The 23,503-nt window shown below is 71.8% G+C and carries 19 protein-coding genes, 1 pseudogene and 1 riboswitch; of the genes and pseudogenes, 7 read left to right on the plus strand and 13 right to left on the minus strand.

Annotation, left to right across the window (positions count from 1 at the left end):
* The coding region (locus AB0F10_RS24100; protein WP_360629059.1) for a DEAD/DEAH box helicase at nucleotides 1–2,456 on the plus strand (2,456 nt) is incomplete at its 5' end.
* Between the two features lies 1 nt (nucleotide 2,457).
* Entirely contained in the window at nucleotides 2,458–3,288 is an 831-nt protein-coding gene (locus AB0F10_RS24105; RefSeq protein ID WP_360629062.1) for an SWIM zinc finger family protein, read from the plus strand.
* Nucleotides 3,289–3,373: 85 nt separating this feature from the next.
* Here AB0F10_RS24105 and AB0F10_RS24110 read toward each other — a convergent pair whose 3' ends face one another.
* Nucleotides 3,374–4,981, minus strand: coding sequence for a beta-1,3-glucanase family protein (locus AB0F10_RS24110; RefSeq protein ID WP_360629065.1), 1,608 nt, complete (start codon nucleotides 4,979–4,981; stop codon nucleotides 3,374–3,376).
* Nucleotides 4,982–5,200: 219 nt separating this feature from the next.
* On the opposite strand from AB0F10_RS24110, the gene AB0F10_RS24115 reads away from it, so the two are divergent.
* Together AB0F10_RS24115 and AB0F10_RS24120 are read left to right on the plus strand one after the other, a co-directional pair.
* Nucleotides 5,201–6,148, plus strand: coding sequence for an aldo/keto reductase (locus AB0F10_RS24115; protein WP_360629142.1), 948 nt, complete (start codon nucleotides 5,201–5,203; stop codon nucleotides 6,146–6,148).
* A gap of 13 nt (nucleotides 6,149–6,161) precedes the next feature.
* Entirely contained in the window at nucleotides 6,162–7,178 is a 1,017-nt protein-coding gene (locus tag AB0F10_RS24120) for an alpha-hydroxy-acid oxidizing protein (protein ID WP_360629068.1), read from the plus strand.
* Here AB0F10_RS24120 and AB0F10_RS24125 read toward each other — a convergent pair.
* The 4 genes from AB0F10_RS24125 to AB0F10_RS24140 form a co-directional block, all read right to left on the minus strand.
* Nucleotides 7,162–8,682, minus strand: a complete 1,521-nt coding sequence (locus AB0F10_RS24125) for a hypothetical protein (RefSeq protein WP_360629071.1) — start codon at nucleotides 8,680–8,682, stop codon at nucleotides 7,162–7,164. The genes AB0F10_RS24120 and AB0F10_RS24125 overlap by 17 nt on opposite strands.
* Before the next feature lie 92 nt (nucleotides 8,683–8,774).
* Nucleotides 8,775–9,626 carry a menaquinone biosynthesis protein gene (locus AB0F10_RS24130; protein WP_360629074.1) on the minus strand — a complete coding sequence of 284 codons (852 nt, stop codon included), beginning with the start codon at nucleotides 9,624–9,626 and terminating at the stop codon, nucleotides 8,775–8,777.
* The gene (locus AB0F10_RS24135; RefSeq protein ID WP_360629077.1) at nucleotides 9,623–10,873 is read right to left on the minus strand and encodes an MFS transporter; all 1,251 of its coding nucleotides are present in this window, start codon (nucleotides 10,871–10,873) and stop codon (nucleotides 9,623–9,625) included. The genes AB0F10_RS24130 and AB0F10_RS24135 overlap by 4 nt, the downstream gene beginning before the upstream one ends.
* Before the next feature lie 42 nt (nucleotides 10,874–10,915).
* Nucleotides 10,916–11,494: a helix-turn-helix domain-containing protein gene (locus AB0F10_RS24140; RefSeq protein ID WP_360629080.1), complete on the minus strand. Its 579-nt coding sequence runs from the start codon at nucleotides 11,492–11,494 to the stop codon at nucleotides 10,916–10,918.
* A gap of 181 nt (nucleotides 11,495–11,675) precedes the next feature.
* Here AB0F10_RS24140 and AB0F10_RS24145 point away from each other — a divergent pair, with 181 nt between their 5' ends.
* A complete protein-coding gene (locus AB0F10_RS24145) occupies nucleotides 11,676–13,700 on the plus strand; it encodes an AAA family ATPase (protein ID WP_360629083.1) in 2,025 nt (674 codons plus the stop codon).
* A gap of 3 nt (nucleotides 13,701–13,703) precedes the next feature.
* Here the strand turns inward: AB0F10_RS24145 and AB0F10_RS24150 are convergent, their stop codons facing one another.
* The gene (locus tag AB0F10_RS24150; RefSeq protein ID WP_360629086.1) at nucleotides 13,704–14,129 is read right to left on the minus strand and encodes a GNAT family N-acetyltransferase; all 426 of its coding nucleotides are present in this window, start codon (nucleotides 14,127–14,129) and stop codon (nucleotides 13,704–13,706) included.
* A 182-nt stretch (nucleotides 14,130–14,311) separates the two neighbouring features.
* Between AB0F10_RS24150 and AB0F10_RS24155 the strand changes: the two genes are divergently transcribed.
* Nucleotides 14,312–15,085: a VOC family protein gene (locus AB0F10_RS24155; RefSeq protein WP_360629089.1), complete on the plus strand. Its 774-nt coding sequence runs from the start codon at nucleotides 14,312–14,314 to the stop codon at nucleotides 15,083–15,085.
* Here the strand turns inward: AB0F10_RS24155 and AB0F10_RS24160 are convergent.
* From AB0F10_RS24160 to mqnE, 7 genes and pseudogenes are all read right to left on the minus strand, one after another.
* Complete coding sequence (locus AB0F10_RS24160; RefSeq protein ID WP_360629145.1) at nucleotides 15,082–15,843, minus strand: ABC transporter ATP-binding protein; 762 nt, start codon at nucleotides 15,841–15,843, stop codon at nucleotides 15,082–15,084. The two genes, AB0F10_RS24155 and AB0F10_RS24160, sit on opposite strands and share 4 nt — an antisense overlap.
* Entirely contained in the window at nucleotides 15,843–16,886 is a 1,044-nt protein-coding gene (locus AB0F10_RS24165) for an iron ABC transporter permease (protein ID WP_360629148.1), read from the minus strand. Before AB0F10_RS24165 ends, AB0F10_RS24160 begins: the two co-directional genes overlap by 1 nt.
* An 80-nt stretch (nucleotides 16,887–16,966) precedes the next feature.
* A complete protein-coding gene (locus AB0F10_RS24170; protein ID WP_360629092.1) occupies nucleotides 16,967–17,887 on the minus strand; it encodes an ABC transporter substrate-binding protein in 921 nt (306 codons plus the stop codon).
* 117 nt (nucleotides 17,888–18,004) lie between these two features.
* A riboswitch (cobalamin riboswitch) is annotated at nucleotides 18,005–18,061 on the minus strand.
* A 174-nt stretch (nucleotides 18,062–18,235) separates the two neighbouring features.
* Nucleotides 18,236–19,528: pseudogene (locus AB0F10_RS24175) on the minus strand (M14 family metallopeptidase); the annotation flags it as partial.
* A 138-nt stretch (nucleotides 19,529–19,666) separates the two neighbouring features.
* A complete protein-coding gene (locus AB0F10_RS24180) occupies nucleotides 19,667–19,996 on the minus strand; it encodes a DUF4229 domain-containing protein (protein WP_360629095.1) in 330 nt (109 codons plus the stop codon).
* Nucleotides 19,997–20,008: 12 nt separating this feature from the next.
* Nucleotides 20,009–20,437 (minus strand): hypothetical protein, encoded by a 429-nt coding sequence (locus tag AB0F10_RS24185; RefSeq protein WP_360629098.1) that lies wholly within the window; start codon nucleotides 20,435–20,437, stop codon nucleotides 20,009–20,011.
* A gap of 34 nt (nucleotides 20,438–20,471) precedes the next feature.
* A complete protein-coding gene (gene mqnE / locus AB0F10_RS24190; protein ID WP_360629101.1) occupies nucleotides 20,472–21,641 on the minus strand; it encodes an aminofutalosine synthase MqnE in 1,170 nt (389 codons plus the stop codon).
* A 213-nt stretch (nucleotides 21,642–21,854) separates the two neighbouring features.
* Between mqnE and AB0F10_RS24195 the strand changes: the two genes are divergently transcribed.
* On the plus strand, nucleotides 21,855–23,465 hold the full coding sequence (locus AB0F10_RS24195; protein ID WP_360629104.1) for an NlpC/P60 family protein: 1,611 nt from the start codon (nucleotides 21,855–21,857) through the stop codon (nucleotides 23,463–23,465).
* Nucleotides 23,466–23,503: the final 38 nt, after the last annotated feature.

Here is a 23,503-nt window from a genome sequence, read left to right on the forward strand (position 1 = left end):
CCGCGCCGGGCGGCGCCGGGGTCGGGCGCACGCTGCGGGACGCGCTGGAGGTGCTCGTCGACGCCGCCGCCCGGGCCGTGCTGCCCGAGCGGCTGCTGGTCGGCATGCGGCCCGGCCCGAAGGCCCCGCTGCCCGACCGCTGGATCGCCGCGCTCACCGCCGCCGACCCCGCGCTGCCCGGCGCGCGCCCCGCCGACGTGGCGGAGCTCTCGAAGCCGCTGGTCGGCTGGCTGCGGGCGGCGCACGAGGCCAACGGGCCGATCCGGGTCAGCTTCCGGCTGGTCGAGCCGCCGCCGGGCGAGGACCAGTGGGCGCTGGAATTCGCCCTGCAGTCCGCCGACGATCCCAGCCTCTACCTGCCCGCCGCCGATCTCTGGTCCGGCACCCGGATCCCCGGCCTGCCGGCGAGCCCCGACGAGACCCTGCTGGCCGGGCTGGGCCGCGCGGTCCGGCTGTTCCCGGCGCTGCACGAGGCCCTGCTGCGGGCCCAGCCCGACGCGATGGCGCTGAGCACCGGCGAGGCGCACGAGTTCCTCCGACAGTCCGCGCCGCTGCTGCAGGCGGCGGGCTTCGGCATCCAGTTGCCGGCCTGGGCGGGCCGCAAGGCGGTGGGGCTGAAGCTGACCACCAGGACCCGGGGCAAGACCGCGTCCGGCAAGGCCGCCGCCGACTCCGGGTTCGGCCTCGACCAGCTCGTCGACTTCCGCATCGACCTGGTGATCGGCGAGGGCACGGTCAGCGCCGACGAGCTTGCCGAGCTGGCCCGGCTCAAGGTGCCGCTGGTCCGGGTGCGCGGGCAATGGGTCGAGCTGGACGACCGCCAGCTCGAGGCCGCGCTCAAGGCCGTCGGCCGGCGCCGCGAGGGCGAGCTCACCGCGGCCGAGGTGCTGCAGCAGGTGGTCGACGGCGGCGAGGAGGACCTGCCGCTCGTCGAGGTGGACGCGGACGGCACGCTCGGCGACCTGATCTCGGGCCGCACCGCGGAGCGGCTGAGCCCGGTGCCGACGCCGCCGGGCTTCCAGGGCACGCTGCGGCCATATCAGGAGCGGGGCCTGTCCTGGCTGCACTTCCTGACGCGGCTCGGGCTGGGCGCGATCCTGGCCGACGACATGGGCCTCGGCAAGACCGCGCAGACGCTGTCGCTGCTGCTGGCCGAGCGGTCGGATCCCGGGGTCCCGGTCGGCCCGACCCTGCTCGTCTGCCCGATGTCGCTGGTCAGCAACTGGCAGAAGGAGGCGGCCCGCTTCGCGCCCGCCCTGCGGGTGCACGTCCATCACGGCGGCGCCCGCAAGCGCGAGGAGGACTTCCGCGAGGCGGTGGCCGCCTCGGACCTGGTGATCACCACCTACGGCACGGCGCTGCGCGACCTCGCCGCCCTGCGCGAGATCCACTGGGGGCGGATCGCGTGCGACGAGGCGCAGGCGATCAAGAACGCCGGCACCCGGCAGGCGCAGGCCGTGCGGGCGATCCCGGCGCGCACCCGGCTGGCGCTGACCGGCACCCCGGTCGAGAACCACCTCGCCGAGCTCTGGTCCATCATGGAGTTCTGCAACCCGGGCCTGCTCGGTCCCGCGAAACGCTTCCGGCGCAGGTTCCAGGAGCCGATCGAGGTGCGCGGCGACGCCGACGCGACCGCCGCGCTCAAGCGCGCCACCGGCCCGTTCGTGCTGCGCCGCCTCAAGACCGACAAGTCGATCATCTCCGACCTTCCGGAGAAGAACGAGATGAAGGTCTGGTGCACGCTCACCGCCGAGCAGGCGACGCTCTACCAGGCCGTGGTCGAGGACATGATGGCCGTCATCGACAACAGCGAGGGCATCCAGCGGCGGGGCAACGTGATCGCCGCGATGACCAAGCTCAAGCAGGTCTGCAACCACCCGGCCCACCTGCTCAAGGACGGATCGCGGCTGCCGGGCCGGTCCGGCAAGCTGGCCCGGCTCGAGGAGCTGACCGAGGAGATCATCGAGGACGGCGACAAGGCGCTGATCTTCACGCAGTACGCGGAGTTCGGCACGATGCTCCAGCCCTACCTGGCGACGCACCTCGACCGGCCGGTGCTGTGGCTCCACGGCGGGCTCGCCAAGGCCCGGCGCGACGAACTGGTCGACCGCTTCCAGAACGACAGCGAGCCGATGGTGTTCCTGCTGTCCCTCAAGGCGGCCGGCACCGGCCTCAACCTGACGGCGGCCAACCACGTCGTCCACTTCGACCGCTGGTGGAACCCGGCCGTCGAGGATCAGGCCACCGACCGGGCGTTCCGGATCGGGCAGTCGCGCAACGTCCAGGTCCGCAAGTTCATCTGCACCGGCACGCTCGAGGAGAAGATCGACGCGATGATCGAGCGCAAGAAGGCCCTGGCGTCCGCGGCGGTGGGCACGGGCGAGGACTGGGTGACGGATCTCGACACCGATCAGCTGCGCGAGCTGTTCTCGCTCGACCCCGTGGCGGTGAGCTGACATGCCCGTCGACTCCGAGGGACGCTGGTTCTCCACCTCCGCGCCGATCCGGGTGGACGGCGGCCTCGCCGTGCGTGCCAAGCGCGGCAAGATCGGCGAGCAGTGGTGGTCGCGCCGCTTCGTCGACATCCTCGAGCAGACCTGCGACGCGGGCCGGCTGGCGCGCGGCCGTGCGTACGCGCGCAAGGGTCAGGTCATCGACTTCGAGCTGGCCCCGGGGCGGGTCGCGGGGCGCGTGCAGGGTTCACGGCCGGAGCCCTACCGGGTCACCATCGGCATCCCGGCGTTCGATGAGCCACAGTGGACGACGATTCTCGCCGCGCTCGGGTCGCAGGCCCTCTACCGCGCCGCGCTGCTCGCCGGCGACATGCCGCACGAGCTCGTCGACCTCTTCGAGGAGCTGGGCCTGCCGCTCTTCCCGTCCAGGCTGGACATGGACTGCACCTGCCCGGACTGGGGCAAGCCCTGCAAGCACGTCTCCGCCGTGCTCTACGTGCTGGCGGAGGCCTTCGACGACGACCCGTTCCTGGTGCTGGCCTGGCGTGGCCGCGACCGCGCGGAGCTGCTGGCGGCGCTGCGCGGCCTTCCGGAGCCCGTCGAGACCATCGACCCGCTGTCGGTCGAGGAGGCACCGCTCGAGTCCCGGCTGAGCGACTTCTACACCCCGGCCATCTCGCTGAGCCGCCTGCGGGAACGCCCCGGCCTCACGGCCGCCCCGCCGGAGTTGCTGCTGCGGGTGCTGGACGCCCCGCAGGTCCGGGTCCGGCACATCCCCCTGGTCGACGTCCTCCGGCCGGCATACCGGGACCTCGCGGATCCGCCGTCCGCCTAGCTCCGAAGCAAGGCGCGCCTCCCGCCGCCGACCCGGCACGAAGGAGGCGGCGGACCACCCGGCCCGCCGCCTCACCCCGGCTGTGTCAGCCCTTGTGCCACTTCTGGTTCGCCGTTCCGGCGCAGTCCCAGAGCTGGAGGCGGGCGCCGTCCGCCGTGTTCAGGTCCTTGATGTCCACGCACCTGTTGGATTGCGGGTTGACCAAATCGCCCGCCGCGGAGAGCACGAACTGCTGCGCACCCGTGCCGTTGCAGGTGTAGAGCTGGATCGGCGCGGCGTTGGCCGTCGAGCCGGCGGCCACGTCCATGCACTTGTTGTTCTGGCTCTGCAGAGCGCCGTTCACGGCGGTCCACTTCTGGGCGTTGGTGCCGTTGCAGGTCCAGGCCTGCAGCGGCGCGCTGTCCACGAAGTTGGAGCTCGGCACGTCGATGCACTTGCCGTTCAAGTCGCTGATCAGCGCCTGGCCGCCGCTGGACGGCGGCGGGGTGGTCGGTCCGCCCGAGCCGAACGGCGTCAGGATCAGCCCCGCGGAGCGCGGGTCGCCGTCGTGCACCAGCGACTCGAAGTTGCCGACGTCGTCGAACGCGAACGCGTACGCCTTACCGTCCGCCATGTTCTGGTGGACGATCTTCGCGTACTGGTTCGTCGGGCTGTTCTGGTAGAACTGCGCCGCGTTGGTGCTCGGCTGGGTGTCGATGGTGCCGAGCGTGCCGCGGTTCAGGGCCGCGCAGAGCGTACGCGAGATCGGGCCGACCACCAGGTCGTTCGGGGCGGGCAGGTCGCCGTCGCAGCCCCAGACGCTCGCCGACGACGGCTTCTTGAACGACGCCACCTGCTGACCGGCGCTGTTGGTGAAGTTCATGACGTTGCCCGACGTGCGGCCGAAGTACTTGGTGTTCGGCTGGTCCCCGAACGGCACGACGGTCAGCGTCTTGCTGGTGTACGCGTTCCACGCCGACGTGATGTAGGAGTCGAGGTAGGTGGCGCTGAGCAGCCCGGCGCCCGCCGCCTTGCCCGGCGCCAGGGCCCGCAGCACGGTGCCGTCGGAGCGGGTGTAGACCGTGTTGGCCCAGCCCGGCTGCGCCTTGATCCCGTTGATCACGTTGTTCCGGCCGTTGTTCAGGAGCTCGCCGGTCTTCGTGGTGACGCCGGAGGCGCCCGTGACGGTCACCGCGTGCGGCACGGAGAACATGTCGACCTGCGAGCTGTTGAGCCACAGGCCGGAGTCGTTGTAGGTGAACTCGCTCCAGTCGAACAGGATGTTGTAGTTGGCGTCACCGCTGGCCCACGGCGCCGGCTGGACCAGGCCGTCCGGCGTCAGGAAGAACTTGAGCTTCTCGCCGAGCGAGAAGTAGACGCGGCCGGAGAAGCCGCGCGGGAAGTTGACGGTCGTCGCGCCGCCGTTGCCGGGCCCGCCGATCGCCACGTCGGGTGCGGGCGTCGGCGGCAGCCCGCCGGCCGGCCAGGGCGTGAAAGCGCCGGCCTTGTTCACGTAGCCGAGGCGGCTGGTGTTGAGGTTGATGCCGATCACGTACAGGTAGACGGCATCGCCACGGCCCGTGTTGTTGGTGACGGTGACCGGTAGCACGGCCGGGCCGACGGCCTGCGCGGGCGCGGCGGCCGTCACGGCCGCCATTGGCCCGGCTACCGCGAACGCGGCAAGCACATGCAGGAGTTTGGATCTGGTACGCACGAGGACTCCTCGGGAGACGAACGGCGCAGCGGGTGCGGGGGAAGGACCCTGCGGCGAACGGGGACGGTGCCCGCCGACGGGCTTGGGGACGGTTGCGGTGCGCCAGAGAGCGCTCTCACAGACTCGAATAGTTAACTCGGTGTGTCAATAGAAAACAGCCGATGTGTTGCCGGATTATTTCCGGCGCCCGGCGCGGCATAGGGTCGGATCATGAGTGAGATGAGCTACCGCCGCCTCGGCGCCTCGGGCCTGGTCGTCTCGGCCGTCGGCATCGGCTGCAACAACTTCGGCCGCAAGCTGGACGCCGACGGCACCCGGGCGGTCGTCGACGCGGCGATCGACGCGGGGATCACCCTCTTCGACACCGCCGACATCTACGGCACCTCGCGCGGTGCCTCCGAGGAGTGCCTCGGCGCCGCCATCAAGGGCCGGCGCGACGAGATCGTGCTGGCCACGAAGTTCGGCATGGACATGGACGGGCTCAACGGCGCCGACCGCGGCGCGCGCGGCGCCCGCCGCTACATCGTCCGCGCGGTCGAGGCCTCGCTGCGCCGGCTCGACACCGACCACATCGACCTGTACCAGATGCACGAGCCGGACGCGGCGACGCCGATCGACGAGACACTGTCCGCGCTCGACGACCTGGTCCGCGGCGGCAAGGTCCGCTACCTGGGCAACTCGAACTTCTCCGGCTGGCAGATCGCCGACGCGGACTGGACGGCCCGCGCGGCCGGTCAGACGCCCTTCATCAGCGCGCAGAACCAGTACAGCCTGCTGCACCGCGAGGTCGAGGACGAGATCGTGCCGGCCTGCGAGCGGTTCGGGCTCGGCCTGCTGCCGTTCTTCCCGCTCGACAGCGGCCTGCTCAGCGGCAAGTACCAGCGCGGCCAGGCGCCGCCCGCGGGCACCCGGCTCGCGCAGGACCGCTACCAGCGCTGGCTCGACGGCGCGGACTGGGACACCATCGAGGCGCTGACCGCGTTCGGCGAACAGCGGGGGCACAGCCTGCTCGAGGTCGCCATCGCCGGCCTGCTCGCCCAGCCCGCGGTCGCCTCCGTGATCGCCGGCGCCACCTCGCCCGAGCAGGTGCGCGCCAACGCCGAGGCCGGCGCGTGGCGGTTCACCGCCGCGGACGTGGCGGCGCTGGACCGGATCTTCGCCGGCTGATCAGGAGCGGTCGATGCACGAGGAGGCGGCCCGGACGGTCCTGCCGCCGGCCGTCTTCGCGTACTACCGCGACGGGGTCGGCGAGCAGGTCACCCGCGACGAGGCGACGGCCGCGTGGCGCGACTGGAGGTTCGTGCCGCGGCTGTTCCGCGACGTCTCCCGGGTCAGCACCGAGATCGAATTGTTCGGTGCCCGCCTGGCCGCGCCGGTGCTGGCCGGGCCGACCGCCCTGCACACCCTCGCCCGGCCCGAGGGGGAGGCGGCCACGGCCCGCGGCGTCGAGGCGGCCGGCTCCCTGCTGGTGCTCAGCTTCCGGTCCGGCCGGCCGCTCGAGGAGATCCCGCTGACCCGGCCCTGGTGGTTCCAGGCGTACGTGCTGCGGGACCGGGGCGTCACCGAGCGGCAGGTGCGCCGGGCGGTGGCGGCCGGGGCGCGGGCGATCGTGCTCACCGCCGACGCCCCGTACGTCCATCCGCGCGGCGTGCCGGAGGCGGGCGCGCTGGCACCGGCGACCCGCCCGCCCGGCCTCGAGCAGGATCCGGCGCTCGGCCCGGAGGCGATCTCCTGGCTGGCCGGCGTCTCGGGCCGGCCCGTGCTGGTCAAGGGCGTCCTGCGGCCGGAGGACGCCGTCGCGTGCGTGGACGCGGGCGCGGCCGGCGTGATCGTCTCCAACCACGGCGGCCGCCAGCTGGATCGGGTCGTCGCCACCGCGCACGCCCTCGGCCCGGTCGTGGCGGCGGTCGGCGATCGCGTCCCGGTGCTTGTCGACGGCGGCATCCGGGACGGCGCCGACGTGCTGACCGCGCTGGCGCTCGGTGCGCGGGCCGTGCTGATCGGCCGGCCGCTGCTGTGGGCGCTGGCGACCGGCGGCGCTGATGGCGTACGGGATTGCCTGGATCTTTATCGCAAGGACCTGGCTCGGGCCATGGCGCAGGCCGGCCTGGCGGCGCTCGGAGAGATCGACGCCACGGCCGTGGTACGGGGCCACGCGGGCCCCGTACCGAAGCCGGGTTCTATTCGACGACCGTGACGATCCGGCGGCGCCGGGCCAGCACGAACGCCACCGCACCGCCGATCAGCAGCAGCACACCGCCGCCGGCCAGCAGCCCGGCCGGGGCACCCGTGACGGGCAGGCCGCCGCCGGAACCGCCGGCGGTGACCTTGACCTCGATCGACGCCGTGTTGTTGTCGGTCTTCGGGTCCTGCGCACCGCCGTCGACGGTCAGGCTGCCCTCGTCCTCGTTCTCACCGTCATTGATCACCGCGGTGAAGGAGAAACGGTCCTCGTGGCCCTTTTCGAGGCCGAACCACGTCACGCAGGCGTATTGGTGGCCCGAAATCTGGCCCCAGTTGTCCCAGTCGGGCTCGCCGTCCGCAATCGGGGCGCAGTTGGGGTCCACCTTGGTCAACGACAGGCCGGACGGGATCGACACCTTCGCCACCAGGAACCCGCTCATCTGCGACGCGGTGGTGGCCGCCGGACCGTCGTTGCGGAAGCCGACCTTGATCGTGCGGGTGTCACCGATCCCGCCGGCGAAGGTGCCGCCGAGCGCGACGATGTCCGCCGGGTTCGCGGAGACCGTGACGACGAACGAGGTGGCGTTGTCCCAGTCGTTCAGCTCGCCCTCGTTCACCTTCGCGGCCCGGCCCACGCGGGCCGGGACCAGCTTCAGCCGCTCGCCGGAGCGTCCCGCCGCCGACTTCTTCGCGGCCGCGACGGCGGGGTCGACCTCCGCGTCGCCGCCGAAGGTGTACATGCCGAGGTAGTAGTCGGCCGGGCCGGGCGCGTCGGCGTCCGCCCTGACGCTCAGCGGCGTCGAATCGGCGACGGTGAACACCTCGCCGGGCGCGATGGTCTGCTGGAAGAAACAGACCACGCCCGTCAGGTCCGGCTCGCTCGTGCAGTTGCTGTATTTGTTCGGGAAGCTCAGGTAGGTCGCACCGGCGAGACCGACGAGGAAGCTCTCCACGGGCTCGTTGCCGTTGTTGCGCACGGCCACCGGGATCGGCGCGGACTTGCCCGGCGCGAGCGTGATGTCATCGATGCCCGCGGCCTCGAGATCGACGCCCCGCTCGGTGCGCACGACCGTGATCTTGGTGGTGTGCCGGAACCGCCCGGTGGCGTCGCGCACCGAGACCTCGAAGCTCGAGCCCAGCGCGGGCAGGCCGGCCGTGGGATTGACCGTGAAGCTGAACGACCTGGTGGAGTTGCCCGCCATGTCGCCGACCGCACAGCTGTGGGCGCCGCAGCCCACCGGCGGCACGAAGCCGACGCTCGGGTCGATCTTCGAGGCGGCGGTGTCGTATTCGATCATGAGTCCCACGACCTCGTCGTCGCCGTGGTTGCGGACGCTGAAGGGCACGGACTTGACCCGGCCGTCGGTCGTGACCACGCGGTCCGGCGCGAGGATCCAGAACTCCCCCGGGTTGGCGGGCTCCGGTGCGGCGTACGCGGGGACGGCCGCGCCGAGGGCGGTCGTGCCGATCATGGCTACGGGCAGGATCAGCCGGCCCAGCAGGGAGTGCAGACGCATGGTCACCACTTCGAATTCGTCGAGGTGAGAAAGGTCCGCAGAGACTAGGTAGGCACCCGGGCCGGGCGCCACCCCGCCAAGATCAAAACGGGCTATACCTGGGCGAAAACCGGACCGTCATCGGGCAGCGCGGGCGCCTCGCCGCAGGCCGCGGCCCGGCGGGCGAACTCGCGGATGCCCTCGATCTGCCGCTCGCCGAGCGAGAAGTCGAGCGCCCGGAAGTAGGTGGCCAGGGTCGCCGCGTCGAACGGCTCCCAGCGGGCGGCCGCCTCGGCGACGTCGTCCAGCTCGCCCAGGCACAGGTCGCGGGAGCGCTGGAAGGCCTCGTGCACGTCCTTGACGACGCCCGGGTTCGCGGCGGCGAACTCCTTGCGCACCGCCCAGACGGCGAAGACCATCGGCAGCCCGGTCCACTCCTTCCAGGCCTCCGCCAGGTCGGTGACCTGCAGGCCGAGCTCCGGGGCCTCGTAGAGGGCGCGCAGGGCGGGGTCGCCGATCAGGACCGCGGCATCGGCCTCGAGCAGCATCTGGGTGAGATCCGGCGGGCAGCGGAAGTATTCGGGCTCGGCGCCGTGCCGCTCCGCGAGCAGCATCTGGGCGAGCAGCACGCCGGTCCGCGAGGTCGAGCCGAGCGCGACCGGTCGCGCGTCGAGCTCGCCGAGCGGCCGGGTCGAGACCAGGTGGACCGAGAGCACCGGGCCGTCGCTGCCGACCGCGAGGTTGGGCAGCAGCAGCAGGTCGTCGGCGTTGCGCAGGTATTCGACGAGCGAGATCGGGCCGATGTCGAGGTCGCCTGCGACCAGCGCGGCGTTGAGCCGGTCGGGGGTGTCCTTGCGCAGGTCGACGTCGAGCAGTGCGCCCGAGCGCATGAGCCCCCAGTAGATCGGCAGACAGTTGAGGAACTGGATGTGCCCGACCCGCGGCCGTTGTACTGCGTCGCTCATGCCGGAACGCTATCCCCGGCGGGAGGAGCATGCCGGTCCTTCACCTGCGGTAAGGGACCTATCTCACGTCCGGCCCGCCGCACGGCCGGCAGGCAGCACGCCACCGCGACCAGGCCGGCGAGGCCCGCGGCGGCCACCAGCGGCCGCGGTTCGAAGCGTTCGAGGAGCGGGCCGGCGACGGCGTAACCGATCATCCCGGCGCCCTGCACGGCCGCGCCCATGACCGCGTACGCCCGGCCGCGGGCCGCCTCCGGCACGCGCTCGGCCAGCACCACGCCGGTGAAGACGTTGATGCCGCCGTTGCCGGCGCCCCCGATCAGCCAGAGCGGCACCAGCAGCAGGGCGTGCCGGGCGCCGGCGGCGGCCAGCACCACCGCGCAGGTGACGGCGGCCAGCAGCAGCGCCAGCCAGACCAGCCGGGCGGGATCCGGCACCCGGCCGCCGTACCGGCCGCTGAGTGCGGCGCCGACGAGCATCCCGACCGTCCAGGCGGCGCCGAGCAGGCCGAACATGGTGGGCGAGGCGCCGAGCGTCTCGCGGACGAAGAAGACCTCGATGACGTTGATCGCGCCGACCCCGGCGACGACCGCCGCGATCGCGCCGACCATCACGAAGACGAGCCGGTCGTCGCGCATTCGCCAGAAGACGGTCGCGTCCGGGCCGGGCCGGGCCGCGTGTGCCCTGCGCGTGCGGATGAGCAGGCCGGCGGCGACCAGCGCCAGATAGGTGACCGCGTCCAGCAGCAGCGGGATGCGGGCGCCGAACTGCCCGACGAGCAGGCCGGCCAGCGCCGGCGCGATCAGGATGCCGACCATCGAGGCGGTCTGGTTGATGCCGCCGGCCCGGGCCAGGTCCTCCCGGCGGACCATCGCGGGCAGCAGCGCGGCGAGGGTCGGCTGGGTGACCGCCAGCCCGCAGGCGAGCAACGCGACCAGCGCGATGATCAGTATCGTCCCGTGCGCGTAGGCCAGCGCCACGCAGATCCCGGCCTGCGCGAGCCCCGCGGCGATCAGCAGGGTCCGGCTGTCCACCCGGTCGGCGATCCGCCCGGTGATCGGCGCCAGCACCGCGAGCGGCAGCGCGGCGGCCAGCAGCAGCCCGGAGACGGCCAGGCCGCCGGCGCCGGCCGACTGCAGCGCGAGCGCGAGCGCGGTCGCGGCCAGGAAGTCCCCGCAGGCGGAGATGCCGCGCGCCCCCGCCGCGAGGTAGACGTCACCCCAGCGCGATTCCGCAGATGTGAAGGACATACTTCGAAAGTATTCCTTCACACCTTCGTTCGCAACCCCGGGTCATTCCGCGTCGACCGGGAAGGCGGCGCAGTGCAGGGCGACCGTCCGGGCACCCTCGGGCGGATCGGCCATCCGGCCCCGCCGCTCGTACGGCGCCAGCACCTCGCGGATCCGGACCAGCACCTCGGTCAGCTCATCGGCGGTGAGCAGCAGCATCTGGTTCATCAGCCCGCTGGCGTCGCGCCACTGCTTCGGCTCCTCGTGCATGCGCGCCCGCCACTGCCGCTGGCGGGCGAAGTCCCGGGTCAGATAGACGTCGACCAGGGCACTCTGCGCCTCCCGGGCCTCGGGATCGTCCACGTCACCCTCGATGCTGAGGCTCGGGTTCCGGGTACGCCAGACCCGCTCGCGGCCGTCGCCCCGGCTCGGCGCCTGCTCGACCAGGCCGTACCGGGCCAGTTCGCGCAGGTGGTAGCTGGTTGCGCTGGGTGAGAGGCCGACCAGCTGCGCGCACTCGGTCGCGGTGACCACCGCGCCGGTGCTGGCGAGATGCTCCATGATCTCGATCCGGGCGGGGTGCGCCAGCGCCCGCATCACCCTGGGGTCAGTGATCGTCGTATTGCCGCGCTCTTCCGCCATACCCCTATGATCCCGCCCTAAATGCTTCGCGTGGTCAGGGGCTCCCGCGTATCATCGAACGCTCGCCCGCGGGGACCGCGCGCATCCCAACCGGGCACAGCCGACACCGCTTCTTTTCGAGGGGAAAGCCGGGCGGCCCAGGTCAGCCGAACAAAGACACCGACGCCGAAAGGTTCCTCGGATGACGCTGCCTGCCCACCCCGACCTCGACCACGAGTTGCACGCCGAACGCGCCCATCTCAAGGAGTCCCGCGCCGCGCTGGGCCGGATGCGCGGCCGGGCCGAGTCCCTCTTCGCCGCCGGCGAGGACGTGGCCGGCGACTCCTACGGCGCCGAGGCCCTCGGCCGGGCGCTCTCGCGCCGGGTCGCCGAGCTCGCCGACGACCCGTCCACCCCGCTCTTCTTCGGCAAGCTCGACTTCGACGAGGCGAAATACCACATCGGACGACGGCACGTCACCGACGACGGCGGCGAGCCGATGGTGCTGGACTGGCGGGCGCCGATCTCCCAGTCGTTCTACCGGGCCAGCGTCCGGGACCCGCAGGGCGTCTCTACCCGCCGGCGGTTCGGCTTCGTCAAGGGCGAGCTGACCAGCTTCGAGGACGAGCACCTTGACCGCGGCGAGGAGCTCGGCACCGGCAGCCGGATCCTGACCGCCGAGATCGAGCGGCCCCGCGTCGGCCCGATGCGCGACATCGTCGCCACCATCCAGCCCGAGCAGGACGAGCTGGTCCGCGCCGAGCTCGAGGACTCGATCTGCGTGCAGGGCGCGCCCGGCACCGGTAAGACCGCGGTCGGGCTGCACCGGGCCGCCTACCTGCTCTACGTGCACCGCGAGCGGCTGCGCCGCTCCGGGGTGCTCATCGTCGGCCCGAACACCGCGTTCCTCTCCTACATCTCGGCGGTGCTGCCGGCGCTCGGCGAGGTCGAGGTGCAACAGGCCACGGTGGACGACCTGATCGCGCGCACCCCGGTACGCGGCCGCGACGACGAGGCCGCTGTGCTGCTCAAACACGACCCGCGGATGGCCGAGGTGCTGCGCCGGGCGCTGTGGGGCCGGCTCGGCAAGCCGATCGAGCCGATCATGGTGTCGGACGGCTCCTACCGCTGGCGGATCGACCCCGAGCCGCTGCGCCGGATCGTCGACGAGGCCCGCCGCGAGGGGCTGCCGTACGCGGTCGGCCGCGAACGGGTCCGGGCCCGGGTGGTCGGCCTGCTGCAGCGGCAGTCGGAATACCGCACCGGCAACTCGCCCGGCGAGCCCTGGCTGCGCCGGATGAGCCGGATCGCCCAGGTCCGCGACTTCGTGGACAGCTCCTGGCCGGCCGTGACGCCGGAGGCGCTGGTCGTCGCGCTGCTCACCGACGCCGAGCTGCTGGCCTCGGCCGCGGAGGGCATCCTCAGCCCCGCCGAACAGGCCGTGCTGCTCTGGGCCAAGGCGCCACGCACGGTCAAGGCGGCGAAGTTCAGCTCGGCCGACCTGATGCTCGTCGACGAGGCGGCCGGCCTGCTGGAACGCGAGCCGAGCTTCGGGCACGTGGTCGTCGACGAGGCACAGGACCTGTCCCCGATGCAGGCCCGGGCGATCGCCCGGCGCAGCGAACACGGCTCGATCACCCTGCTCGGCGACCTGGCACAGGGCACGGCGCCGTGGGCCGCCGCCGACTGGCGCGACACCCTCGGCCACCTGGGCAAGCCCGAGGCGGTGGTGGTGCCGCTGACGGTCGGCTTCCGGGTGCCCGCGGTCGTCGTGGAGCTTGCCAACCGGCTGCTGCCGGCGCTCGGCGTCGACGTGCCGGAGGCCGTCTCGCTGCGCCGTGACGGCAGCCTCGCCATCGTCGCCGTGGCCGCCGAGTCCGAGGTGGACGCCGCGATGCTGGTCGAGGTGACCGCGGCGCTCGAGCACGAGGGTTCGGTCGCGGTCATCGCGGCGGACGCGGCGGTCGAGCGGGTACGCGCCCACCTAACCGCCGCCGGCCTGGAGGCCGCGACGCCCGGGGACGTCGACTCCGAGGCGCGCATCACGGTCGTGCCGGCCACGATCGTCAAGGGCCTCGAGTACGACCATGTCGTGGTCGTCGAGCCGGCCGAGATCGTGGCGGCCGAGCCCCGCGGCCTGCACCGGCTGTACGTGGTCCTGACCCGGGCCGTGTCCCGGCTGTCGGTCGTGCACGCCCTGCCGCTGCCGGGGCCGCTGGCGCCGTGACGCTCAGAGGGGCTTGACCCAGCGGGACCACTCGTCCTGGCGGTGGTAGCCGCGGGCCGCCCAGATGCGGTGCGCCTGGTCGTTGCCGTCCAGCACCATCGCGTCCATCCGGGTGGCGCCCAGCGCCCGCGCGCGATCCTCCGCCGCCGTGATCAGGGCCCGGCCGATGCCCTCGCGGCGGCGGTCCGGGTGCACGGCCAGGCGGTAGACGTGGCAGCGCCAGCCGTCCCAGCCGACGATGATCGTGCCGACGATCCGGTCACCCTGGACGGCCAGGATCAGGGCGTCCGCGTCCCGCAGGTGCAGCGCCGCCATCGCCGCCGGGGTGTCCGCGGGCCGGCTCGCGTTCTCGGCCGCGGTCGTCCAGAACGCCATGACCGCCGCCAACTCGCGGGATTCGGCGGCCCGCAGCACAAGCTGATCACTCACGACCGTGATACTAGGCCGTCTTGATCTAGGGAGGCGGGGCATTTGCCGCGGTGGTTGTCCGGGCCGACCGGCGTGACACCGGTCGGCGGTTCAGTTGAACTTCCGACTCAGCGCGCCCGTACCTCGCATTGCGGTGCAACGATCCACCTGTCGTCTGCCGCAATCCCCCCGAGGAGCAGGTCATGACCCCACCGACGCCCGGTGTTCCGAACTGGGTGGATCTGGGCTCCGCCGACCTCGAGGACACGATCCGCTTCTACACGGCGCTGTTCGGCTGGGAGGCCGAGGTGTCGGGCGAGGAATACGGCGGCTACACCACGTTCCGCCTCGACGGCCGCGCCGCCGCCGGCGCCGGCCCGCTGTACGGCGAGGGCCAGCAGACCGCCTGGAGCACGTACATCTCGACCGACGACACGGACCTGATCGCGGCCCGGGTCGAGGCGGCCGGCGGCAAGGTGCTGGTGGCGCCGTTCGACGTGATGTATCAGGGCCGGATGGCGGCGTTCCTGGACCAGGCCGGCGCGCCGTTCAGCGTGTGGCAGCCGGGCACCATGCGCGGCGCGGACGTCTTCGACGCGCCCGGCGCCCTGACCTGGAACGAGCTGACGACCCGCGACGTGGAGGGCTCGGCGGCGTTCTACGGCGCGGTCTTCGGCTGGGTGGCCCGCGAGAGTTCCATGGGCGGCGGGATGAACTACATCGTGTGGGAGCTGAACGGGCAGCCGATCGCCGGCATGCAGCCGATGGACGGCGACGAGTGGCCCGACGACCTGCCACCACATTGGATGATCTACTTCGCGGTGGCGGACTGCGACGACTCCGCGGCGTACGCCCAGTCGCTCGGCGGCCGGGTCGTGCACCCGCCGACCAGCCTGCCGATCGGCCGCTACGCGGTGCTGACCGACCCGCAGGGCGGCACCTTCTCCATCCTGCAGAGCGCCAACGCCAACGCCTAACGGCGGACCGGCACGACGAGCGGTCCCTGCTCGCCGTCGATCACCTTGACGCGTACCCGGTAGTGCCGGGCCAGCAGCTCCTCGGTCAGCACCTCCCGGGCGGTGCCGGCGGCCACCACCCGGCCGCCCGCCAGCAGCACCATGCGGTCGGCGTACTCGCCGGCGATCGACAGGTCGTGCATGGTGGCCACGACGGTGAGACCCCGCTCGCCGCGCAGCCGGTCGATCAGCTCCAGGACCTCCTGCTGATGGCCGATGTCGAGGGCGCTGGTCGGCTCGTCGAGCAGCAGGGTCCGGGCGCCCTGCGCGAGCGCCCGGGCGAGGAAGGCGCGCTGCCGCTCGCCGCCGGACAGCGTGTCCAGCCGCCGGGCCCGCATGTCCACCAGATCCAGCGCGACCAGGACCTCGTCGACCGCGGCCAGGTCCGAGGCGGACTCCCGGCCCAGCGCCGGCACGTAGGGGGTGCGACCGAGCAGCACATAGTCGAAGACCAGCATCCCGGGCGGGACCACGGGCGACTGCGCGACGGTGGCGACCGTGCGGGCCCGCTCCCGGCGGGGCAGCTTCTCGAGGGCGGTGCCGCCCAGGCTGATGTCGCCGTGGAAGGGCAGCAGGCCGCCGATGGCCCGCAGCGCGGTGGACTTGCCGGCGCCGTTGGGCCCGATGATCGTGACCCACTCCCCGTCGGCGACGTCGAGATCGAGGTCGTGGACGATGACGGCGCCGCCGAGCACGACCCGCAGTCCGCGAACGGTGATCACGACGTCCTGCTCTTGCGGAGCACGACCGCGAAGAACGGGGCGCCGAAGAAGGCCGTCACCACGCCGATCGGGATCTCGTTCGGGGCCGCCACCGTGCGCGCCACCAGGTCGGTCAGCGCCAGGAAGGCCGCGCCGAACAGCAACGACAGCGGCAGGATCGACCGGTAGCTCGGCCCGGCCAGCAGCCGCAGCGTGTGCGGCACGATGATGCCCACGAAACCGATCAGCCCCGACACCGAGACCGCCGCGGCCGTGCCCAGCGAGGCCGCGACGATCAACAGGTACCGGCTGCGCTGCGGGTGCAGCCCGAGACTCGCCGCCTCCTCGTCGCCGACGGTCAGCACGTCGAGTTCGCGGCGCTGGGAGAGCACGATCGCCCCGGTCACCGCCGCGTACGGCAGCACCAGCAGCACGTCGTGCCACCCCGCGGTGGCCAGCCGGCCGAGCAGCCAGGAGTACACCTCCCGCAGCGTGTCGACGTGCTGCTGCATCAGGTAGGTCTGCGCCGCCGCGAGGAACGCGGAGACGGCGACACCGGCGAGGATCAGCGTGGCGGGGCCGCGCCAGGCCCGGCCGCCGGCACCGCCGAGCAGCCAGGTCAGGACGACGGCGACGATCGCGCCGACGAACGCCGCCAGGGGCACGCTCAGCGGCAGGTTCGCGGTGGCGTCCCCGGTGGTCGAGCGCAACGCGATCACGGCCGTCACACCCAGCCCGGCGCCGGCGGCGACGCCGAGCAGGTGCGGGTCGGCCAGCGGGTTGCGGAAGACGCCCTGGTACGCGGCGCCGGCGAGGGCGAGCATGGCGCCGACGAGCAGGCCGAGCGTGACCCGCGGCAGGCGGAGTTCGGTGATGATCGCGACTTCGCGCTCGTTGAGGCCGCTGTCGAGGTGCACGCCGGGCAGGAGATTGAGCAGTTCCGCCGCGACACCGGCCGGCGGGAGGTTGACGGGCCCGAAGGCGATGCCCGCCACCAGGGCGACCAGCACGGCGACGACGCCGCCGGCCAGCCATCCCGCGCGCAATCCGGCGGGCCGCATCCTCGCGGGCCCGCCGGCCGTGCTCTCGGCACCGCCGTCGGTTTCCGTGGGCGCAGGGCCCGCCGGACGGCGCCGTTGGGTCACGCCGGTACCTTGGCCACCGCATCGGCCACCGACTGCACGAGGTCGACCACGCGCGGCCCCCACCGCGACGCGATGTCGTCGTCCAGCGCCACGATCTGGTCCTTCCGCACCGCGGTGATCGCCGACCAGCCCGTGCGTGCCTTGACCGTCGCGGGCGACTGCTTGCAGCAGTTGGTGTCGGCCAGGAAGATCAGGTCCGGGTTCCCCTTGATCAGGGCCTCCGGCGACAGTTGCGGGTAGCCGCTCTTGGCGCCGTCCGGGTCGGCGGGATCCGCCACGTTCTTCAGGCCGAACATCGAGAAGATCGAGCCGATGAAGGTGCTCGACGTGGCCGAGTACAGCGTCGGGTCGAGCTCGTAGTAGTAGCTGAGCGCCCCGCTCCGGGCCGGCGCCGACTTGACGATCTTGTCGATCTGGGTGCGCATGCGCTGGTTCAGCGCCGTCGCCTCGTCGCCGTGCGCGGTCAGCGCGCCCAGCTGGTCAATCTGCCGGTAGGAGTCGTCGAGGGTCTTGGCCGCGGGCGTCAGCAGCACTGGGATCTTGAGCTTGCCGAGCTGGTCGACGATCTTGTTGAGGTCGTCCGACACGACGACCAGATCGGGGTTCTTGGCCGCGATGGCCTCGGCGTTCGGCTTGAAGCTGGACAGCTCGCTCTTGGGCGCGTCCGCCGGGTAGTTCGACTGGTCGTCGACGGCCGTGACCTGTGGTCCGGCGCCGATCGCGAACAGCATCTCGGTCGCCGTCGGCGCCAGCGAGACGATCCGCTCGGGCCGCTTCTCCAGCGTCACGCCGCCGGCCGTCACCGGGTACGCCGCGCCGCTCGGGGTTGCCGCGACGCCGGCCTCGTCGGAGCCGCCACCACAGCCGCCGAGCAGCAACGCGGTCGCCGCAACGGCAGCCGTCAACATTCTTCTCATTCTGGTCCTCCTGTCGGCCGAGGCTGTGGAGCTTCGCCGACCGGAGTCGTACCCGGTCCGCGAGGCGCCCCTCCCCGAGAGCGCTGAATCGCGACCGGCGCCCAGGCGACCTGGCTTTGCCCTGACTGGCAGGGGCTCACAGTTGCGGGACAGCGCCGGAATTCCACCGGCTTCGCTGCGACGCGGTCGACACGAAACTAGCTCACCGTTCCCGCAGGCAGCGGGGCGGGAGGCGAAGAGAAATTAAGATCACCGCGATGATCTGATCGTAGGTGGCCCCGGCGTGGAACATGAATGCGCCCCACCGGCAGAGCCGGTGGGGCGTCATCGTGGTGCGGGTCGCGGTCAGCAGTACGTCGACTGCTTACCGATCACCCTGTAGGGGCAGTCCGCGACCTCGGCGAGCAGCAGCGCCGCCTCCTTGTTGCGGGCGGTCTCCCGGGTGATCACGCTGGCCGGCGGGTAGAAGCCCCCGGCCGACGAGCTGGTCGGGTACATCTCGAAGGTGTACGCGAAGATCTTGTGGGTGCCCCACAGCCAGTCGAGCAGGTCGCCGTCGGTGATGTAGAGCGCGCTCGACTGCTCCGGCGTGTAACGGTTGGTCGCCGCCATCTGCCGGCCCAGCGTCGCGAAGGTGCTGTTCTGGTCGGCCGTCATGCCGGTGGTGGTCGCGGAGTTGGTGTAGCCGAACGGCCAGAGGACCAGCTCCGAGTAGGTGTGGAAGTCCATCGCGGCCTTGATCTGCTGCACGCCGCCGACGACCCGGCTGTTGACGAAGTCGCGGATCACGCGGGTCTCCGGCGCCGAGAACGCCGCCGATCCCCGGTAGGTCTCCGACGAGGTGCTGCCGGACGAGCCGCCACAGCAGCCCCACCGGTAGCCGTAGTTGCGGTTCAGGTCCGTGCCCACGTACGAGGAGCCGGAGTTGGGCTGGCGGTTCTTGCGCCACGAGCGGTAGCTGCCGGTCGCGACGTCGTACTCCGAGCCGTCGGGGTTCACCGAGGGCACGATCCAGATCTCGCGGCTGTCGACCACGTTGCGGATCCGGGTGTCGGTCGCGTAGTTGTCGGCGTAGAGGTGGAGCAGGTAGACGGCCATCTCCACGGTGAGGTGCTCGCGGGCGTGGTGGTTGGCGTCGTAGAGGACCTCGGGCTCGCTCTCGTCCGTGCCGACATTGTCGGAGATCTTCACGGCGACGATGTCGCGGCCCTCGTAGGTCTTGCCGAGCACCCGCTTGCTCGCGATCGCCGGATACTTCGCGACGATCGCGTTCACCTCGGCGATCATCTCGCTGTAGTTGTGGTACGCGGCGTCGCGGGAGGGGAAGTCCAGGGTGGACACGTCCTCGGTGGGCAGCGCGACCGTGACGGCCTTGACCGTGAAGCCGAGCGCGCGCAGCGACTTGACCTCGCTGCCGGTCGCGGTGATCTCCACGACCGCGTGCTCGACGCCGTCGATGGCGGCGCCGGTGCTCGCGATCGCGTTGCGCTGGGCCAGCGTCCGCACGTCGTAGACCTCGTACTGGGCCGAGGTGTCGGCGCGCGGCGCCGCGGTGGCGGGCGGGGCTGCGGAGGATGCGGCGATCAGGGCGATGCCTGCTGTGGCGGCGGCTACCAGGGAGGTGACGCGTCGTCGTCTCATGAACGACCTCCGGGGGGTGTCAGAGGGGTTCTGGCCCCGACACTGCACCACCCGGAATCGACGTTTGGCAATGAATTCGGCGCCGGCCGACCATGCCAAACTGCCCCCTACCTCGGCGTGATGACCGCCGAGCGCAGGTCAGGACGCCTTCGCCTCGCCGTTCTCGGCGGATCCCGCGGAGGCGTGCCCGGCCTCCGCGGCCCGGTCGCCGGCGGCGGCCGCGGCCTCATCGCCGGCGAGCGCCGCGCGCAGCCGCTGCTTCTCCGCCTTGCGGCGCTCCGCGACCGAGCCGAGCTGCTCGGCCATCTCGTTGCGCCACTTGGCCAGCAGGAAATAGGAGAACGCCGCCGACGCGAGCAGCGCGATCATCGCCTTGACCAGGAAATTCAGCGGGACCGGCAGGAGCAGCGCGAAGACTGCCACGAAGAGGCCGAGACGGCCGAGCGTGTATTTGACGGCGGGACTCATTGCGAACTCCTGTCAGCCCGCGCGGTGGCTCAGCCACCGGAGGCCGTAGAACCAGATCAGGCAGTAGACGACCGTCAGGCCGAACGCGCCGACCGCCCCGCTGACCAGCGGCGGGAAGAGCGCGGAGGCGAGGCCCGCGAGGGTCATGCCGACCGCGACGCCGAAGCCCGCGGCGAGCCCGGCGACCACGACCCGGTACGCGCCGTAGCGGGCCGCGCGGAACTCCTCGACGAACAGCCAGATCGGCAGGATCAGGGCGAGCCAGCCGTTGGAGGAGCCGAAATCGAACGCCTCGGCCAGCGACATGACCGCCTCGAAGACGAGCAGCACCACGAGGCCGGTGACGAGGCCGGCGAAGGCGACGCCGAGCAGGTCGCCGACGGTCACCAGCCGCCCGTCGGCGTCGCGGCGCGGGCGGCGCTCATTCTTGGTTTCGGCCATAACAACGAGAGGGTACGCCGGAAGCGTCCGTTCCCTACGCCCAGACCTGCTGCGGCTCGCTGCGGCGTTCCGCGAGCGGGGTGGGCTTCGCGTACTCCCGGACGACCTCGTAGCGGGTGTTGCGCTCGACGGGCTGGAAACCGGCGTCCCAGATGATGTTGAGCAGGTCGTCGCGGTGCATCGTGTTCGGCGTGCCGTACTCGTCGGCATCGTGAGTGATCTTGTATTCGACCACCGAGCCGTCCAGGTCGTCGGCGCCGAAGTTCAGCGAGAGCTGGGCCACCGACAGCCCGTGCATGACCCAGAAGTTCTTCAGATGGGGCACGTTGTCGAACATCAGCCGGGACACCGCGAAGGTGCGCAGCGACTCGGCCGGCGCCGCCATCGTGGTGCGGGCCTGGATCCGGTTACGGATCTTGCCGTCCGCCGAGTCGACGAAGTCGTGCTGATAGCGCAGCGGGATGAAGACCGCGAAGCCGCCCGTCTCATCCTGCAGCTCACGCAGGCGCATGACGTGGTCGACCCGGTGCCGCTGCTCCTCGATGTGGCCGTAGAGCATGGTGGCGGGGGTCTTCATGCCCTTGGAGTGCGCCAGGCGGTGGATCCGCGACCAGTCTTCCCAGTGGCAGTTGTGGTCGACGATGTGCTGGCGGACCTCCCAGTCGAAGATCTCCGCACCGCCGCCGGTCAGCGACTCGAGGCCGGCGTCCATCAGCTCGTCGAGGATCTCGGAGGCCGGCAGGCCGCTGATCTTCTCGAACCACTGGACCTCGGTCGCCGTGAAGCACTTGAGCTTGACGTTGGGCAGCGCCGCCTTCAGCTCGCGCAGCACCTTGGGGTAGTAGCGCCAGGGCAGCGTCGGGTGCAGGCCGTTGACGATGTGCAGCTCGGTGAGCTGCTCGTCCTCCATCTCCTTGGCCTTGCGGACGGCCTCGTCGATGCGCATCGTGTACGCGTCCTTTTCGCCCGGCTTGCGCTGGAACGAGCAGTACGCGCAGCTGGCGGCGCAGACGTTGGTGAGGTTGAGGTGCCGGTTGACGTTGAACATCACCCGGTCGCCGTTCATCTCCGTGCGCTTGTGATGAGCCAAACGGCCGAGCCACGCAAGATCGTCGGACTCGTAGAGTGAGATACCGTCCGCACGGGTCAGTCGCTCGCCCGCGTAGACCTTGGCCTCCAGCTCGCGCTTCAGTCCGACATCCATGTGTGCCCCTTTCCCATCGCTCACCGCGAGCCTACGTCCTGCCACCGGCCGGGCTGGTAGCGGCGGCATCGGGGCGGCGTGGATCACGTAGTCGGACTTACGATTCTCAGGCTCCTCACAACTTGAATCGATCGACATCGGTGCACAGGTTGAGGTAAGAAACTAGTGGGACGACAAGCGTCGGATGGCTACCGACGCAGACCGGGGAGCCGCATGGTGACGAAAAGGCCGTACAGCCGGGGTGGTTCGCTGCGGACACGCCCGTGGTGGCGCCCGCTGGCGTATTCCGCCGCGACTGTCGCCGCGATCGGCATGCTGTTCAGTCCGCTGCCGGCCTCCGCCGCCCCGGTGGTGCCGCCCGCGGTGCCCGACACCGGCTCCCGGCCGCTGCCGACCGGCGCGCTCACCATGCCCGGGCAGTCGGCCGGCACCACACCGATCACGACCCCGATCGTCTCGCCCGGCGTCGCGACGACCCCGCTGATGGCCAAGGTCGAAAAGGGCCGCAACGAGCTCACCACCCTCGGCGAGAAGCTGACGCGGACGAAGGAAGACGTCGACCTCAGCACCCAGCAGCTGACCACCGCCGACCAGAAGGTCATCCAGACCTCGGCCGCGCTCGCGATGGCACAGCGCGAGGCCGCGGACGCCGCGGCCGCGGCCGTCCGCGACGCCGCCGCCATGCCGCCGGGCACGCTCGGCTCCGGCCTGTCGGATCTCGACTCGCTCGCCCGGATCAACCGCGGCGACGCCGCGACCGAGCAGGCCGCGAGCCGCCAGCTCGCGATCGCGCAGGACGCCTACACGGGCGCGCTCGCCGAGCAGCAGGGCGTGCGGGCACACCTCGACCGGATCGCCGCCGATCGCACCAAGCTGCAGGCCCAGGTCGACAAGAAGTCCGCCGCCCAGCTGAAACTCGAGCAGAAGTACGACGCCGAGGTCCGCGCCGCCGACGCCGCCAACGCGGCCCGGGACGCCCAGGCCGGCGCGGGATACCTGGCGGGCGAGCGGGCGGGCCGCGGCGCCGACTCGCGGGCCATCGCCGCCCTCAACTTCGCCCTGGCACAGCGCGGCGACCCCTACGTCTGGTCCGAGGAGGGCCCGGACGAATACGACTGCTCCGGCCTGATGTATGCGGCCTACCGCTCGGACGCCGCGGGCAACTTCCCGCTGATGCGGGTCTCCCGGGACCAGTACAACCAGACCCATGAGCGGGCCGTGGACCGCTACTCGCTGCTCCCGGGCGACCTGCTCTTCTTCAGCTCGTCCAACAGCTGGACGGGAATCCACCACGTCGCGATGTACGCGGGCCGCGGCATGATGGTCGAGGCGCCGCGCACCGGCCTCAACGTCCGGCTGACCCCGGTCCGCTGGACCAGGCTCTTCGGCGCGACCCGCATCTACGGCTCGATCGAGGGCACCGTCGAGGGGCCGGTGCTCGGCAACCCGGACCCGGAGGCGCCGAGCGACCACCCGTCGAAGACAAAGCCGCCGACGAAGCCCACCACCAAGCCGCCGACGAAGCCGACGACGAAGCCGCCCACGACGCCGCCGACCACGAAGCCGACGACAAAGCCGACGACGCCGCCCACGACGAAGCCGACGACACCACCGACGACGACGCCGCCGGCGACGACGACCCCGCCGCCGACCACCGAGCCGGCCGCGCCCACGCCGACCGAGACGTCGGCGAACTCCCCGACCGGCTCGCCGGCGGACTCGCAGGAGACGTCGTCGTCGACGTCGTCCTCGGTATCGACGTCCGAGGCCACGGCTGCGGCCTCGAAGTCGGCGGCGCCCTCCACGTCGAGCAGCGGCCGCTGACACCGATCTCGCGATCTTTTCGGGCCGGGGAAACGCCT

This window comes from Actinoplanes sp. NPDC026623, from assembly GCF_040638275.1.
Classification (GTDB): domain Bacteria; phylum Actinomycetota; class Actinomycetes; order Mycobacteriales; family Micromonosporaceae; genus Actinoplanes.